Genomic DNA, 16,865 nt, shown 5'->3' on the forward strand with positions numbered 1-16,865 from the left:
TCCCAAGGTGCATTTTTTGACTTTATACAGCAAGGCTTGCGGCCCCCTGTTCAATGCTCCCTTCTCTCAGCCGGTCTGTTATTCCAACAAACCGTCCAGATAAGTCCCATACTCATTCTTCGCGAACATCTCGGCCCGCTGACGTAACTGCGCGTCACTGATCCAACCCAGTTGCCAGGCTATCTCTTCGGGGCATCCCGTCTGTAACCCCTGACGTTCTTCAAGGGTGCGCACAAAATTGCCGGCATCCAACAGGCTGGCATGGGTGCCCGTATCCAGCCAGGCATAGCCCCGCCCCATGGTTTCGACCCTGAGATGACCTTTTTCCAGGTACATCTGCAGCAAGTCGGTGATCTCCAACTCGCCCCGCTGTGAAGGTTTGACCTGTCGGGCGCGCTGAGGTGCCGAACCATCCAGAAAGTAAAGGCCGGTAACGGCATAGTTCGAAGGAGGTACCGAAGGCTTCTCGATAATCTCGCGTGCTCGTCCATCCGAGTCAAAAGCAACCACGCCATAGCGCTGAGGGTCGGCCACGTGATAGCCGAACACAGTCCCACCCTCGGCATGCCCATCCGCGGCGGCCAGCAATTTGGGCAGGCCGTGGCCAAAAAAGATGTTGTCCCCCAGAACCAGCGCCGAAGGCGCGCCGGCAAGAAATTCTTCGGCCAGAATATATGCCTGCGCCAGACCGTCAGGGCTGGGCTGCACCACATAGGTCAGGCTAACCCCCCACTGGCTGCCATCCCCTAGCGTGCGCTTGAACTGGTCCTGATCCTGCGGGGTGGTGATCACACAAATGTCGCGAATACCGGCCAGCATCAGCACCGACAGCGGGTAATAGATCATCGGCTTGTCATAAAGCGGCAACAGCTGTTTCGAGACGGCCATCGTGATCGGATAGAGGCGTGTACCCGATCCCCCCGCAAGTATGATGCCTTTCCGTGTACTCATGACGCGTTTTCCAAATCTTGCAAAATATCCCTTAACCCCTGCCGCCAATCAGGACGTGTAATGCCAAAAGTTGTTTCCAGTGAGGAACAATCAAGGCGGGAATTCAATGGGCGTCTGGCGGGGGTGGGATATTCGCCGGACGGAATGTCCGTTACATCACAATCAATCTCTAATTCGGCAAAAATTGCCCGGGCAAACCCGGCCCAACTGGTGTCTGGTGCGCCCGCAAAGTGGTAGATACCCGTTTTGCCCGCATCCTTGATCAGTTGCTGCGCCATGAACAGACAAGCCGCCGCGATGTTCCGTGCGGGCGTCGGGCCGCCGATCTGGTCGGCCACAATCGACAACTGGCCTCGTTCGGCTCCAAGCCGCCGCATCGTCTTGACGAAGTTGTTGCCATGGGCCGACACCACCCACGAAGTACGCAGGATGCCGTAGGCCCCTCCGGCCTGCTTTATGCCTTGTTCTCCTGCAAATTTGGAACGCCCATACGCCCCCAACGGTCTGGTGGGATCTGCGGGTTTCCACGGGGCGTCCCCCGAGCCGTCAAACACGTAATCCGTCGAAATAGAGACGAAAGGGATGCCTAACGCCGCACATTCCCGCGCCATCACAGTGGGAGCCGCCGCGTTGATGACGGTTGCAAGCGCCTCTTCTTCTTCCGCCCGGTCAACGGCCGTATAGGCCGCCGCATTGATCACTGCCTGTGGAGCCGCCGCGCGGATTGCCGCTGCACAGGAGGCGGGCTGTTCCAGATCAACCTCAGAACGGTCGAGGCATGTCACACCCGCATACGCCGCCAGTTCCCGCGCCACCTGCCCGGTTCGGCCAAAGACAAGGATGGTCATGCTTTCATACCCAATCGCTTGCCAACGCCGTCGCGGTTCTGCAGCGCGCGCCACCAGCTTTCATTGTCCAGATACCACTGAACGGTCCGCTCCAAGCCTTCTTCAACACTGACAGAGGGTCGCCAGCCCAGTTCCTGTCGAATACGGGTCGGGTCGATAGCATAACGCGCATCATGACCCGGACGATCAGCGACAAAGGTGATCAGGTCGCCATAGGGCGTGGCCCTGGGGCGCAGACGATCCAGAATACCGCACAGCATCTGCACCAGTTGCAGGTTGGTGCACTCGTTTTCACCACCAATGTTATAGCTGCGCCCGATCTGACCTTTCTGGACCACCAAAAGCAGTGCTTCGGCGTGGTCTTCCACGTATAACCAGTCTCTAACATTGGACCCGTCGCCATAAATCGGCAATGGCTTACCCTCCAGAGCGTTCAGGATGGTGACCGGGATCAGCTTTTCAGGGAAATGATACGGTCCGTAATTGTTCGAACAATTCGTCAGCACCACCGGCAGGCCATATGTTGCGCACCAAGCGCGCACCAGATGGTCGCTAGCGGCCTTGCTGGCCGAATAGGGCGAGCGAGGATCATAAGGCGTCTCTTCGGTGAACTGACCGGTTGACCCCAGCGAGCCATAGACTTCATCGGTGGAGATATGGTGGAACCGGAAGTTGTCTGACCTCCCCTGCCCTTCCCAATATGCTCGGGCCGCTTCAAGTAGGGTATAGGTGCCGGTCACGTTGGTCTCGATAAAGGCACCGGGCCCGTCGATCGAGCGATCCACATGGCTTTCAGCCGCAAGGTGCATGATCACGTCCGGGGCATATTCCGCCAGCGCCCGGTTCAGGGCCGCGCGATCCCGAATATCAGCCTCTATGAAGGTGTAGTTAGGTTCATCCGCCACCTCGGCCACATTGTCGAGGCAGGCCGCATAGGTCAGCGCATCCAGATTGACCACCTGATGCCCATCCCGAACCGCCCGCCGCACGACGGCCGATCCGATAAAGCCCGCACCCCCTGTGACCAGCAGCTTCATGGCCTGCCCTCCCAGACAAATGGGCTGTCGAATTCGGCTAATATGGGGGCCACTGCGTCCTTGTCAGACAGCACCGGGTCGCCGGTCAGGCCCCAATCCACACCGCAACTGTCCCAGCGCACTGTTGCCTCGCACTCGGGTGCATAATAGTCGGTGCATTTATAGCAAATCTCAGTATTGGTTTTCCGCGTGACAAATCCGTGCAAGAACCCCTTGGGCACCAAAAGCTGTTTTCCGTTCTCTGCCGTCAGATCAATACCCAGCCACCGCCCGTATGTGGGTGAACCTTTGCGGATATCGATCACTACATCAAACAATGCCCCCTGCCCACAGCGCACAAGCTTATCCTGCGCATGGGGCGGCGACTGGAAATGAAACCCCCGCAGAGTCCCAACACCAGCAGAAACCGAATGATTATCCTGCACAAAGTCCAGGACGATCCCATGTGCGCCCAAGGTTTTTCGGTTCCAGGATTCAGAGAAAAAACCGCGCTCATCCCCGAACCGCTTAGGCGTCAGGATAAGGACGCCAGATAAGGCGGTTTCTTCAATCTGCATGCACTCAAAACCCGTGTTAACACAACATATTATTAGCAATTGAATACAGGGCTGTCATGAATGGGCGCGCGAATAGAGCAGATCATGTTGCACCCAAAGACCAGCCCACACTTTGATCAAACAGGTGGATCGATCACCGCGCATCGGCAACGTGCCGAGTAAATCCGTCACCAACTGCATCGAATCCTGTTCGTGGAGGCGTCAAGTTGCAACGCGCTTTATTATCGCCGACACCAGATCGCCCACATTTTGGAGGTTCGCAACCTCACCGGTGCTGAACTGAAGCCCTGGAAAAGCTTTCTCGATGGCGATCAGCAACTGGATGTTCGTCAGGGAATCCCAATCCTCAATCGCTTCGGCCGTGGTCTCAGGGCTCAAGGTGATCTCGTCATCCTCGAAGACGTCCTGAAAGACCGATGTTAAACGCTGCCATACCTCACTTTCGGTCACGCAAAATCCTCCACTATTTCAATGCTGACTGGAAACGGTTCGAACCCTGCAAGTGTTCGGCTCCAATTTGTACCACTTTGTTCCGCAGGACCGTCCTTTTCAAAGTTAAGGTCGGCATAGAGGTTTTCGACCAGGCCGTTCTTTGCCGTTGGCCGGTAGAGACCCCTTACATTTGCAATCCCTCGGCGCACGGCTTCCTGCAAAAGATAATTCGCCATAGCAAACTCGGCGCCTCTTTTGAAAACGCGGCAGCTCATCAGCCAAAGATCGAGTGTCAGCGTGTCACCCACAACAGATCCTGCAGCTACGCTGATGAGGCCATTGTCACCAAAGCTGTCCTTCAACCTCATATACGCCGTAAGCGTGCTGTCACTGGCTGCCAGTGCCTCTACCTCGGATTGCGTCATCCGTTGGGTAGTCAGGTTAAACTGATTGGTTTTATTGATAAGCTGCGTAATCCGGTCGAAATGCTCTGGCTCGAACGGGCGGATCACCGCTTTCTGATTCAACGAGCGCAGATAGCTGTCATAGTCTACTGCGCTTTCCGCAAGCTCGGTACGCGATCGATTGGCTGCGTATTGTTCGGATTTCTTGCGGTCCTCACTGGTAATCTCGATTGTCTCAAGCCAGCCGGACCTGCTTAGAAGATATGGGTATTCCGAAGGATCGTCGCCCACTTCCAGAACACGCACTTCCGGTAAGCTCTGCCGTACCAAAGCACGCTCCGCCGGGTTGTCATCGACAAATATGATCGCGTCGAGCCCGATGTTCAGTTCCTTTGCGATGGCTGCGATACTATCGGGCTTGGGTCCCCAGTTTGCCTTGAACGACACGAAATCGGCGAATTTCAACGCCATGTCATCCAGCGTATCGAATGGCGCGCGCGCGTTGGCGTCTTCGTTTTTTGAGGCCACGGCAAGAAGAATGCCACGCGCCTTCAACTCAAGCAGATAGTTTTGAAAGGCCAGGAAGGCCTCACCTTCAGCGCTGCCCTGGCCAATCTTGATGCCATTCACCCCATCGTCACCGACAATTCCGCCCCACAGGGTATTATCCAGATCCAGCACGATACATTTCGAAGTCTTGCCGTAGATGGCCGCGATAATCCCAGCCATGTCGCGCACAAGCGGGATCATGCAATCGAATGAGACAGGTTGTTTGGCATGGTACCAAAAGCGGGGGTCAAACCATTGTTGGACCCCGTATTGGGCCGAGAGAAGCTCCAGGTCCAGTGTATGGACATATTTTGGTGCCCGCTCCGTCAAAAGCTGATTGATCCGACGCACGAAATTGGTTCGGTCCCAAGGCAGGCGACGGCTAAGGTGACCGGTCGATGAAGTCGGTGGCAGATGCAGGTTGCCAAGGATGATTTCAGCCCCGGATTCCCGATTGAACGTTGCGCAAATGTTGTTCAGCCACAGGTCAACAAACCGGTCGGCCAGCTTTGCCACGCCCGCCTCAGTATCCCCCACGGCTGGCCATTCAGTGATATCTGATGCCCCAAGCAGAAGAACTGCAATCTGCGGAGAGAACTCGGCCGTAGCACTGGCAGAATCCATAAGCTCGGAGACATGAGTGTTGAAGTCCGGGCGGTGAATGCGGGCGCGAAGGCCAAAGCTGTCAAGCTCTGCACGAAGAGGAAGTTCAAGGAAGTCCGTTGTTGCGCCGCTCAGAAGCGCAACCCGCAATTCGGCGCGCCCGTCATCGCCGGCGGTCCGGTCGATCTTGCGCCATTTGCGACACAACGAGAGATAGTCCTGAATGGACTCAGTCGCTCGCAGAGAACCCAGAATCCGGGTCCGCGTTTGTTCGTCGGGCATAGCTGTGACAGGGGAAAAACTCCCTGCCTTTACACCTGAAACCATTTAACCTCCCCCAAAATTCAGGGTAATTGCTTAACTAGTAACACTATAATCAATCACTTCGACAATAAATTCTCTTTCCCCCTCACATTAATTCAATAATGACTGAATCCAAGCTGTTACGTGGGCCGTCAAACGCTGTGACCCTTCTGGTATGGTGTGTTCAGCATCGAAAAATTCACTATCGTGCGCAAAAACACTCAGATCGAGAAACGGTGCTTGACCAATGCCGTCGTGGATCGCTCCGAGATAGTCGTCATACTCGAAAGTAAATCGTTCGCGGGAATATGACCGCTCGGGCATATTTACGACTGCGACGCCTATGCCATGCGCATCAAGGAACTCCATAAGCTGGCGCAGACGTTCAGCTGCAGCGCCGCTATTCTTGCGCGCATCCCAATCGAAAACGGACTCCCACCAGCCGCCTGACATAAAATTAGCAAGATCCGCTTCGCTCAGGCCAGCACTTCTGGCAAATTTGTAAGGTGATACAAGCCTTCCCTGCCTTTCGACCTGCGATTGCCACATATTCAGCAACCCGGTTTGGCGCAAGACAGACTCGCCAATGGGCCATTCTTCGAACTCGCGACCCCAATAGGCAGCCCAAGCACGCAGCGCAGACCTGAAACGCTCGGGCTGCTTTCCGACAAAGCGGATTTTGGCCCGCGCAGCGCCAAATAGCGATTTTTTGTGCAGCTCAACCCCGTTTGGACCAGTTGTCACGAACCAGGGGCTGTAGGTATCAACAATTGATTTAAAAGGCCGATCGGGCGGCAGGTTGGCAATGAAACGGGGCCCGAGGCCAAGGACGACATAATCCGGCAACGCGTCTTCACCGTATGCTGCCTCGATCAGTTTCAGCGAGATTGTCACGTCTTCAATCGTGCCCAGACTGATCCCCCCCTGATAGATGTGATAATCGGGAAACGCCTCCTGCACCTGCTCCCATCGCAGGTTCTCGCGTACTGTAGAGGGGCCAGCCAACATGATGACGGGTTTGTCCTGGACCACAAATTGCGACGGCAGCAGAAAGCGGTACCAGCTTTCCTGTTTATATGGGAACATGAAAAAGCTGCGCTCGGCGCTGATGGCCAGCCATGTCAGCGCCGAAAAGACCAACACAACGACGACCCCAATTGTCCCAATGGCCGCGAGCGAAAGGCGCAGTTTCCTAGAAACCCGTGTAGACAAAGTCGACCTCCGTCGCGGAGAAAACAAAAAGAATACCAACAAGCCCGGCTGCGACGAGAATCTTCATGGTCATCCGAACAGACCGATTGGGGAAAAGGGCCGACCACATCACAAAAGACCTTTCAAAAACGCAATGACGCTTGGTGTGTCCAACTGGAAGAACAGGAACGCAAAGGCAGCCGCGTGCAAGGTAATCGCCATTCCGACTACCCGTCCGGGCCAGCTTGCCCTGATCTTTCGCAGCCGTTTTTTCCCAAGGCGCGCCACCAAAACGTGATCCCATATCCGATAAATCGCGAGCCACGTCCCATGCACGAGACCAAAGATCAAAAAACCGATTGTGGTGCCGTGCCAAAGGCCAGAAACAAGCATGGTCAGCATGGCCGCAATGATCCCGGCAGCCAGCGGCAAACTGGCGAATGAACTGGAACTGAGGGCCTTTTTATACACCGGGTTGAACACGTAGTCCGTTAACCACAACGTGAGAGTTCTGTGCTGGCGGAGCCAGAAATCAGCGATGTTCTGGGCAAAATACGGGTTGTTGAAATTCTCGGGTGGCCGAATGCCCATCAGACTGCCGATACCGATCACGACGTCGCAGTAGCCGGAAAAATTCATATAAAGAAAAAAGTAGAAGGCTACCAATTGAAGCCAGAATTCACCCAAACTCAACGCAAGGACATCGGTGTTGGGCTGTAGCGCAAAACGGAAGATGAATGTTCCGATGACGTATACTTTGACAAGCCCCCAGAGAATTCTCAGCCCGGCATCAAGATGAGCTTCATACGTCATCTCGATGGCTTGGGTACGATCTGCCCATTGGTCGCGAAAATCCTGATACCGTTGGATCGGACCCATCATGAACGTTGTAAACGCCAAGAGGTAGTTGGGATAAACAGCGGGATCAATGCGGTCGATGACACCCGACCGGGCATCAATCATGACATGCAAGATACGAAACAACAGAAAGCTCAAACCAACTGTTTGCAGGAATGACAGGCGTGCTGCTTCCGGCAGGAACAATCCCAGGAATTCATAGTCCAGCATGTAGATAAAAACGAGGACCAGCAGAGTTGCCGACAGAATTGCCGCCCATCTGGACGCCGTAAGATGCACCCGGGTCAGCCCCCACCCCAAACCTGAAAAGAACAAAGTTGAAGCCAAACCGATTGGACCGAGAAGCGCAAAAATGAAGGCGATATTGGCGCCAAGAAAGCCGACCGTCCGCACAGGCCCTGTCGAAGACGCAACCAAGATTATGGCAAACGCCGAAAACAGCAGGAATTCCCAAGATAGCAAATCTATGAACATTTCACTCTGAACTAATACTCAAAACCGAATACTTTTCACCCTTTCCCGCGTGCCGACCCCTGAAAACATCAGATACTGAAACCAAATAGTTTCAGCACAGATCGGGCCGTGTACAGGTACACCATTTGTCAGTTTCATAGCATTTTTGAGCAAGTCAATGGAATCCTGACGTTGTTTCCAATCAAGCATCATTGTCTCATTCTCAGGCGAAGAGATGAAAGGAATGAGGAACGAGGCCAAAAGGACAAAAAAGGCCACAGACCAACGCGGCTGGCATTCTGAGTGGCAGACAACATCGTTCCCTTGACGCGGCATTTTGTGCTATGAGCGTAATGTTACTTTGTTAAAGGGTTTGTCGTGTTGCGGATTAAAGGTCAGGACCAGTCGAAGGCAATAGGCAACAAAATAAGCTGTGGGTTGGACTGAAACCGGATGTGGCGCGTCGTTGCTATAAATGCCTTGATCCTTGCGGTTCTTCTGATTGGTCTGGAAGCCACGCTTGCCTGGCTTGTCACGCGGGAGTCTCCGACGGGCATCCGCGCAGTGGACCGGCTTGCGCAAAAGATTTACTGGGCGAATGTCTCGTATGTTCAATACCTTCCGGAATGCGCACGCTACGATTCTGAGCTGGGCTATACGTTGCAGCCCGGCAATTGCACCTTCGAAAACACTGGCTTTTCAACCGAGCTTGTCGTGAATTCAGCAGGATACCGCGATGATGAGGCGTCTCTTGATGCGCCCGAAATCGTGGTTCTTGGCGATAGCCAGGCAATGGGTTGGGGTGTCGGGCAAGGAATGACCTTTGCCGACGTTATCGAGGCCGAAACCGGGCGCAAAACGCTGAACACCGGCGTGTCGTCCTATGGCACAGTCCGAGAGCTTATGACGCTGGACCGACTTGACCGCAGCAACCTGAAGACAGTGATTGTCCAATACAGCGACAATGACGGCTACGAAAACCGACGCTATCTTCACGACGGCACGCTGTCTGCTATGTCGCAAGAAACCTATGCCAAACTCGTCGCCGAAAACGAAGGGACAGGCGGAGGGTTTGGGCATTACTTGCCCGCCTTCCTTAATGAGCTTCGCTGGCGTTTCATTGGCGGCGAGGATGGCGAGGATGAGCAGTACGATCTGCAAATGGCAGACCTGAGTGGCCCCGATGTGTTGATCGAGGTTTTGGCCAATTGGGATTGGGGCCCCACCCCACCGCACCTGATTGTATTCGACGTGAACACAGGCGGTCGGGGGGGGCGTTTCACCGAAGTCCTCTCGACCTCGCCAGACCTCGACCTTTTGCGCGCAAAGGTATCTGACTTAACGATCCTTCATACGCCGGACATACTGGAGCCCGAGGACTATCTTTTCCCGGACGGGCATTTGTCGGAAACGGGTCATCAAAAGCTTGCCCGTGCGATAGTTGAGAACCAAATTTTTGGTCAAGCAGACTTAAAGTTTGGCTCAAATTGATTTCCATCAATCTGTTTAATCTGCGCCCAGGGATCGAAAGGTGATCTTTTTTGACTGAGCGAGGCGCAAATAGCCCATCGAGAACCTGAGCCCCCTTAATTGAACCGATCTACTTCGGCGATCAGAAAATGGACAACAACCGACAAAAGCCAATGGAAATTTACAGAATCTACGACGGGTTGATGGCCTTGCCGGAGAAGCGACGAAACTAACGGACGCGACGCGCAATGACCGCCAAACCAAGGTCTTCCCACCCACCATCGTGTTCGATGCAACCGTCAATTATTGGTTATGATTCCTATCGCTAGCTCTTGGCTGAACTGCTCCAATTGGCACTGTTCCACCCAACACCGTTTCCACAAAATCCCGGGACACATAGTCTGCGCCTAGAGTTTCCATTAAAGCGTAATTGACATCTGTGACTTGGCCAATGCGACGTTGGAACGCTGAGAGACTAGTTTGATTAAGGTATTCCCAAATTGGTCTGCCTTCCAATAAGTCAACTTCTAAAACCTGGCCAGTTTCGGAAACCGATACGAGCGCCCGTTCGTTGTTCTCGCTTAATCTTACTAAGCCCTGCTCTTTTGAGAACAGATAGTGTTCTGTATCACCAGCCAATGGGAAAAGGGATGTGCCCAAACCAGATACAGGGTCTATTTCGAGTATACGAGATCCACCTTGCGACGCGAGACCACCAAGATTGTCGAACAGTACGAAAGTGCCGCGCTCTGTGACGACTGGCGAATGCTGAGCAACCATTGGCCCCATTATGACACGATGAATAGTATCATCGTGCCGATCGACAACAATTAGTGAGCTCGAGGATCGTAGTGACATAGCAATATCGCCCGCCTCTGCCCCCTCAATCTTAGCAGCGGTTGCTTCATTTATCTCCACAACCCCATTGATGTGATAAGGGTCACACCCTTCGCGCACTGAGTACGCTAGCCCCATCAGACCATTTTGTACAAAAAGATCTTCAAACCGTACCGCACGTATTCTCTCCCCAGCCCGATCGAAGATTTGGAAACCCTCCTCGTAAACCGCTCCAAGTATTGAACAATTGGTTTCGATCCGAGTGGGTCCAACATACTGTTCCGGAGGCTGCTCAAGTTGAGCCCAAGGTAAAAGGGCCTCGCCGTTGTCCGCAACATAAGGCCAGTGATGTGCGTGATTAATAAAAGACCAGAGAATTTTGCTGTTCCGATCAATTCGCATCGAACCAATATGGTAAGGGAACATGTTTTTGGCCTGAAACGTAACAACCAGATCACCGTTGTCGTCTAGGTCAACTCCCAACACATTCACATTGTCTCTTCCGGGTTGTCCGCTGAAGCCTTCAAATTCTTGCCCATCAAAAAGGTCTGCTCTCGACACGCTCCAAGTGTGGTATACGTTCCCCTGGCGATCCATTATCCAGGCGATGCAACCGACCTCCGGACAGAGTTCGGGCTGTTCCTCGAACCCACCTGTAATCAGCAACAGATCGTCGTAGTCCCTAGGTTCAACAAGCCAGGTTGTCAGATCTTCCTTTGGGACTGCTACATATTCCACCTTTCCAAAAATTTCTTCTTTGGCTTCAAGTTTTCGCCAAGCGTCGTATCCTGCTTTGGCTTTTTGCAGAATTGGAACAGGAAACCATTCATATTTGTAGCTGACTGCTCCGTAGATATACGCTCCGCTCAAAATCGAAAGCCCAAACAACACCGCGGAGAAATGTTTCTCCAAAAATCGTACTAACTTCATTTGCATTACCAATCCCGAACTTAACGAAGCAATTAAAGGCCATTTTGCTTGAACTCACGTACAACGCGATGTTCATTGCCAGTTCATATTGAGGGCAAATAATGTGAAGGTTAGCGCGACACACGCTGCCTGGAACAAAAATGCTCTCGGCGATTGAATGTATGACATATTCCGCTTGAAGCAGGTCAGCAGGAACTTGTTCTCAAAACTTGTAGTTCTATTCGTACCAGTCTCAAATCACGTTTCGCAGCAGGTTCCGATGGGCGCATTCTTCCAATGCCTCATATACATCTTGCGCGGCCTTCAGGCAGATGGGGTCGAAATGTTCTGCGGCAGCCACGTCAGGCTTCGAATGAAAATACTGTTCGAAACTCTGGCCATCAGACGAAAGCTCAAGGGTGTCATACAACCCCTCCATCGTCGCCTGAGGCGATGCGCGCAAATCGTCCTGCAGAAGAAAGATACACCTATCCTTGTACTCAAGCAGTTCCCGAAAGGCGCAAGTCCAGTATTGCAGCCAGTAATCAGGTGTGTGGGTGTCCTTTTGCTTCGGTTCCATTCCGGAAAACAAAAAGGGCTTATGCAGATTGCCGAACTCGAAATGACCAATATCGGCCATGTAGCGGGTCACAAAATTGTCCTGGGTTTGCAGCTTGCTAAAGTTATTGTGTTGCCGCAGTAGGGACTCAGCATGGCTTTCAGGACGTCTTACGGGAACCACGATCCTGCAATCAGGAAAGGATTTCAGCAGATAGGGAATCCGGGCAATGTTGGCATTGTTCTTTGAACAATAGCGTGTCTTCTCAACGCTCTGCGGCCCGGCCTGAAGATTGCGCGCCCGGATAATGCTGCTCATGTGGTTTTGTAGAAACCGGTCGGCCTGTTCATTTGTATCCCCGGCCTGCCACAGCGGGATTGAGGCTTCCTTGTACCTCTCTGGCCAGAACATTCTCCAGATCACTTCCTCAAACGCTTCTGCGCTTTCAAGGTCGATCTCCATTCCGTCGCCGTGGGCACGCTGCCGTCTGCGCACCCCGCGTCTCTTGCCGCCGGCCAGCTTGTTCCACAGCACAGGTGCCGTAACAAAAGGCATATCCCGATACGTGTGAGTCGCCACTTCGGGTGCATCATGAAGGGCGTTGAGAACCGCTGTGGTGCCACCACGCGCCAGGGACGTCACAAAAATGGTTTGCGAAACGTCGGGCATCGGAGGGCGCGGTATCAGGCGCGCCTCGGCCCGTGCGGCCATTTTCTGAACCCCGGGGCCGGAAAAGGCTAAGTTGTGAACGAACTGATCCACAGGCGAATATTGGGGGCCGCTATTCTCTGCCGCTGCATCGGTACGACGCAGACGGTTGACGATCTTCACCGTTGCAAAGGCCAGGATGGAAACGATGACGATGTAATCCAACCGCAGCATGACATCCAGAACCGCGCTGCCGGGCACCAGGCCCACAAAATCCGCCAGCAAGATGGGAAGGCCCGCCGCAGCCAACGCCACAACAATGCGCCCTGCCAGGTTTAATCCCCCTAAAATTAACTGACCCCCTGCCCGCCGCGCTGCAACTTCTTTGGCATCGTCAGACAACTGGTTGTCAAACAGGGCGGCCACACCCGCCATGCTTGCACCAACAATCCCGCGGGCAATATCCGCGATATTCGTCCACCACAAAGCAAGAATGAACCCCGCCACCGCCAAAAGCGAAACGGCAACAGCCTGTATCATTGCGCCGCGTCGGTCTCTTTACCTGCTTCAGCCGCGACTTTCTTGCCGCGGAGCATTCTCTTCAACGGAAACCAGACGAGCCCGACAATAAGAAAGAGGCCGCCCAGCACCACAGCAATCGTGACCGCGACCGCGCCTAACCCGGCACCGGGCCCGATATAGGCGTGAGCCGGGCTTGCCTGAATCAGAAAAGACAGCGCTCCGGTAAGACAAAGCGGGATCAGACGTTCTCCTACCCAGATTCTCCTGAACCATTTCATTGCATGCATTCCTTCCAATCAGTTTCAAAATAACTCAATGGGTAGAGTTTTGCATTGGTGATCTCACCCACAAATTCAGCATCGTATTTATTAATATATTCCCAGGTCACGTTTCCGGCGCCGTCCACTTCTAGCACTCGGCCCGCGTCGAACTCCGTGATCAGAAGCCCGCCGTCCTCCAAAACCTCATGTTGTCCCCGAATGACCGATAACATTTCCTGACCGGGCTTGTTGCCGAAGACAACTTCGGTCTCTCGTGTGACCGGGTCAATAATCACAATGTTCGTATCTCGAGGCGCAGCCAACCTTGTCTTCTTGTGCTTGTCGTATGAGGTCAGATAAGCATTATTGTTGAATATCGAAATTTTACCGTCAGGGCGAAACTCTGGGTCGTGCTGACGAATCCATGGACCGGTCTGGTGCCATTTCACCACCCGTGAGGCAGGGTCAACTACGATGACAAGGTTCAGCCCTCGCATCGAAATAACCCAGTCACCGGCATTGAAAATTGGAAACTGTTCCGCCAGTTCAGACGGGAGTTCATCAATCTTGTTTGAATGAAGCAGCTCGTTCCGAACCACTTTTGCGGATGTGATCTCTTCATTGTTTGCTGTAAGCAACGCTGTCAGACCGCTGTCCATGATCATGCCTGGGATCGATACCCTTTCTAGTACCTGGCCATTGTCATCAAGCCTCAAGACCACGTCTTCCCATATCAAATCGTTTGTCGCCGGTGTCGAAAACGGCGGAAAACGGTCAACAACCTCGGCCGCATTCCAAACATTGCGGCCAAGCGTCAGGTACCCGCCTGTTTCCGATGCAACCATCGAATGATGTGTTTTTTCATCCAACCGCCAGAGTAGATTGGAACACTGATCCAACTTGACCGTTCCGCAATACTCGTAGTTGAACACAAGCTCACCCTTTGGCGTTAGCAACGCGCCGTGCACATCTGTCAACAAAGGGGCTGTAAGGTGGGCACAGGGACGATCTTGAACATCGGGGTAATGTTGAAAGTAGTCTAGTGTCCACTTTCGGATCACACTGCCGTCTCGCTTCACAAGCCTCGCCTGGTTCTCTCCTTCGAAATATCCCATCAGCAGGATCGCATCCTGGCGGTCAGGGTGTTCGTTTACCATGACGCCGTCGCCTTGACCGCGTGACGGTTGAAGATGCTGACGGTATGCTCTGGCTTTGCGTGACAAAGCTTCATAGACGAACAGGACATTATATGCCGTCCGAAATTGCGGGGCCGGAGGCCAATTTTTCTTTTGCGCAAACATCCCATAAAGAACAGACACACAGATAACCGAAACGACCAGGCAAACCCGGAACAGCCGTTCTGGCAACTTTTCAAAGGCAGGCTTCATTGTCTGTTCTTCAAACTCTGTAACACGACACTCAACACCAAGCAAAAATTACACCTTGTCATCGAAACTAAACCAGCTTGCAAAAATTACGAATAACAGACGCTCATATTGCAGCGATTTGGCAACAACTTTGCGAGATCAGTTGTATTATTGCCAATTCAGATGCCTATGTAGGCGCAAGTTAAAAGGTGACCCAAACCCTTCAATTGCCCGAAAAAGCGCACGAAGCTGAATGGATATGCCGCAAAATGGGCAGTGTGAGTTGATTAAAGCTTGATCACCAACAGACAAAATTCCAACTTTGTCACACAGATTGTAGCTTAGGATTTTGAAATTATGTCTGATCGCCTGCTTGCATTGCTGTCGCTGGCTTGCCTGTTGGCAATCACTTTCTTGGCAGGGCTTGCATCAGCTTACCTGTATCTTGCCCCTTACAGGATCGCCGTTCAGACTTGGGGGGAGATCAAAGCCTTTATGAAGGAACCTGACCGGCTGATGCCGGTGCGGTATGATTTTGAAGGTGTACGCATTCACGATGCCAACGCCATTGCCCCCGGTTCTACGCTTATCACATCGTATTTCCCGGAATTCGACTGGCATGCAGGTGTTCGGCTGATCGACGAATCCGGCGCGGTCCTGCATTCCTGGGCGCCTGATCCGGGTGAGATCTTCGGCGGGCGGCATAATTATCCCTATATTCACGGCTCGCATCTTTTTCCCAATGGCGACATTTTGTTCAACTTCGAATTCATCGGGATCGCGCGTATGTCGGCCTGTGGCGACGTGTTGTGGGCGCTGTCAGAGCCTCGGGCGCATCACTCCATCTCAGCGAATGATGACGGTTCTTTCTGGGTGTCCGGCAATCAGGAACTGCGCTCTCGTGACGGGCGGGATGAGGCGCTTTTCGATATCGTGTCCTTCCCCGTCTACGAAGACGTATTCATGAAAGTCAGCCCCGATGGCGAGATCCTGAAATCCATCAGCTCGATCGAAGTGTTTGAGAAAAATGGCCTGAGCGACGTGTACCTGAGGACAGGCAGGAATTATCATGGCGATATCTTTCACCTCAACGACATAGAAGAACTGTCACCGGATATGGCCGCTGAATATCCGTTGTTCGATGCGGGTGACATCGTTGTTTCCCTGCGGGATCTACATATGGTCATGGTGTTGGACCCGGATACGCTAAAGGTGAAATGGCGCACCTATTCAGACACTCTGTTTCAGCACGACCCGGATTTCATCGGTGACGGATGGATCGGCATCTTCGACAACAACTACGACCGAACCGAGGGTGGAGGCCTGCAGGGAGGATCCCGCGTCGTCGCAGTGCAACCCCATACGCAAGAACGCGCCATTCTCTTTCCCAAACGGCCCGACCAACCGTTCTACACCAAGTGGTCCGGGAAATGGCAAAAGCTGCCCAATGGCAATCTTCTGCTAACCGAATCCCGCGCCGGACGAGCGCTGGAAGTGACCAGTACGGGCGATCCCGTCTGGGAATGGGTCATGGACCGATATGATGCAAGTCAGGTGCCCGAGGTGATGGAGGCGACAAGATATCCAATAACTGCCGCGGAAGTCGCTGCTTGGAATTGCCCATAACCTCAGAGGGTGTTTCAAACATTCTGTTGCAAGTGTTGATCGTCATGCTTGGAAATTTAACGAGTTGATATCCGCGAACCTGTAACTATTCGGTGGTTAGAGACCGCGTCTGCTGCACACTCGAAGGGACGGTAACTTCTGACGTTGGTGAGCGATAGCACTGATGGACCAGGAGCTAGGAATTGCCAGTAGGTTTCAAACCATTCCCCTCACCTTCCGCCTTTTTCGTGACACCGGCATACTCACCGGCACCAACTTGGGCGGTCGTGGTATGGACGAGGTTCGGTGGCTTGCTCCTGTTTTCCCGGACGACACGCTCTGCGCTCGTGTTACGGTCGAAGCGCTTACGCCGTCTCGTTCCTAACCCGACCGGGGAACGGTACGGTTTCGCTATCGGACATTTAATCAGGATGATGTCGAAGTGCTGAACTTGGTCATGCATCACGTGATGGCGCGGCGGGAATAAATCGGTTCATCTATG

14 protein-coding genes are annotated in these 16,865 nt (G+C 53.3%); 2 read left to right on the plus strand and 12 right to left on the minus strand.

The window, feature by feature from the left end:
- Nucleotides 1-78: 78 nt before the first annotated feature.
- From rfbA to ACR0LY_RS08265, 8 genes are all read right to left on the minus strand, one after another.
- Nucleotides 79-951: a glucose-1-phosphate thymidylyltransferase RfbA gene (gene rfbA / locus ACR0LY_RS08230; RefSeq protein WP_170349865.1), complete on the minus strand. Its 873-nt coding sequence runs from the start codon at nt 949-951 to the stop codon at nt 79-81.
- Nucleotides 948-1,799, minus strand: a complete 852-nt coding sequence (rfbD, locus tag ACR0LY_RS08235) for a dTDP-4-dehydrorhamnose reductase (protein WP_170349866.1) — start codon at nt 1,797-1,799, stop codon at nt 948-950. The genes rfbA and rfbD overlap by 4 nt, the downstream gene beginning before the upstream one ends.
- Nucleotides 1,796-2,836 (minus strand): dTDP-glucose 4,6-dehydratase, encoded by a 1,041-nt coding sequence (rfbB, locus tag ACR0LY_RS08240; RefSeq protein ID WP_170349867.1) that lies wholly within the window; start codon nt 2,834-2,836, stop codon nt 1,796-1,798. The genes rfbD and rfbB overlap by 4 nt, the downstream gene beginning before the upstream one ends.
- The gene (gene rfbC, locus ACR0LY_RS08245; protein ID WP_170349868.1) at nt 2,833-3,393 is read right to left on the minus strand and encodes a dTDP-4-dehydrorhamnose 3,5-epimerase; all 561 of its coding nucleotides are present in this window, start codon (nt 3,391-3,393) and stop codon (nt 2,833-2,835) included. Before rfbC ends, rfbB begins: the two co-directional genes overlap by 4 nt.
- A gap of 201 nt (nt 3,394-3,594) precedes the next feature.
- A complete protein-coding gene (locus ACR0LY_RS08250) occupies nt 3,595-3,843 on the minus strand; it encodes an acyl carrier protein (RefSeq protein WP_170349869.1) in 249 nt (82 codons plus the stop codon).
- On the minus strand, nt 3,840-5,663 hold the full coding sequence (locus ACR0LY_RS08255) for an HAD-IIIC family phosphatase (RefSeq protein WP_170349870.1): 1,824 nt from the start codon (nt 5,661-5,663) through the stop codon (nt 3,840-3,842). Before ACR0LY_RS08255 ends, ACR0LY_RS08250 begins: the two co-directional genes overlap by 4 nt.
- Before the next feature lie 132 nt (nt 5,664-5,795).
- Complete coding sequence (locus tag ACR0LY_RS08260; protein ID WP_480640770.1) at nt 5,796-6,824, minus strand: hypothetical protein; 1,029 nt, start codon at nt 6,822-6,824, stop codon at nt 5,796-5,798.
- Nucleotides 6,825-7,004: 180 nt separating this feature from the next.
- Nucleotides 7,005-8,126, minus strand: a complete 1,122-nt coding sequence (locus ACR0LY_RS08265; RefSeq protein WP_480640772.1) for an MBOAT family O-acyltransferase — start codon at nt 8,124-8,126, stop codon at nt 7,005-7,007.
- Nucleotides 8,127-8,639: 513 nt separating this feature from the next.
- On the opposite strand from ACR0LY_RS08265, the gene ACR0LY_RS08270 reads away from it, so the two are divergent.
- Nucleotides 8,640-9,677 carry an SGNH/GDSL hydrolase family protein gene (locus ACR0LY_RS08270; RefSeq protein WP_170349873.1) on the plus strand — a complete coding sequence of 346 codons (1,038 nt, stop codon included), beginning with the start codon at nt 8,640-8,642 and terminating at the stop codon, nt 9,675-9,677.
- Between the two features lie 282 nt (nt 9,678-9,959).
- On the opposite strand, the gene ACR0LY_RS08275 is transcribed toward ACR0LY_RS08270, so the two are convergent.
- The 4 genes from ACR0LY_RS08275 to ACR0LY_RS08290 form a co-directional block, all read right to left on the minus strand.
- A complete protein-coding gene (locus tag ACR0LY_RS08275; RefSeq protein WP_170349874.1) occupies nt 9,960-11,429 on the minus strand; it encodes an arylsulfotransferase family protein in 1,470 nt (489 codons plus the stop codon).
- 226 nt (nt 11,430-11,655) lie between these two features.
- Nucleotides 11,656-13,149 (minus strand): sulfotransferase, encoded by a 1,494-nt coding sequence (locus tag ACR0LY_RS08280; protein WP_170349875.1) that lies wholly within the window; start codon nt 13,147-13,149, stop codon nt 11,656-11,658.
- Nucleotides 13,146-13,409 (minus strand): hypothetical protein, encoded by a 264-nt coding sequence (locus tag ACR0LY_RS08285; protein WP_254440209.1) that lies wholly within the window; start codon nt 13,407-13,409, stop codon nt 13,146-13,148. The genes ACR0LY_RS08280 and ACR0LY_RS08285 overlap by 4 nt, the downstream gene beginning before the upstream one ends.
- Nucleotides 13,406-14,779 (minus strand): arylsulfotransferase family protein, encoded by a 1,374-nt coding sequence (locus ACR0LY_RS08290; protein WP_480567113.1) that lies wholly within the window; start codon nt 14,777-14,779, stop codon nt 13,406-13,408. The genes ACR0LY_RS08285 and ACR0LY_RS08290 overlap by 4 nt, the downstream gene beginning before the upstream one ends.
- 336 nt (nt 14,780-15,115) lie before the next feature.
- On the opposite strand from ACR0LY_RS08290, the gene ACR0LY_RS08295 reads away from it, so the two are divergent.
- On the plus strand, nt 15,116-16,384 hold the full coding sequence (locus ACR0LY_RS08295; RefSeq protein WP_170349877.1) for an arylsulfotransferase family protein: 1,269 nt from the start codon (nt 15,116-15,118) through the stop codon (nt 16,382-16,384).
- Nucleotides 16,385-16,865 lie beyond the last annotated feature (481 nt).

The organism is Ruegeria sp. BC5, from assembly GCF_056539205.1.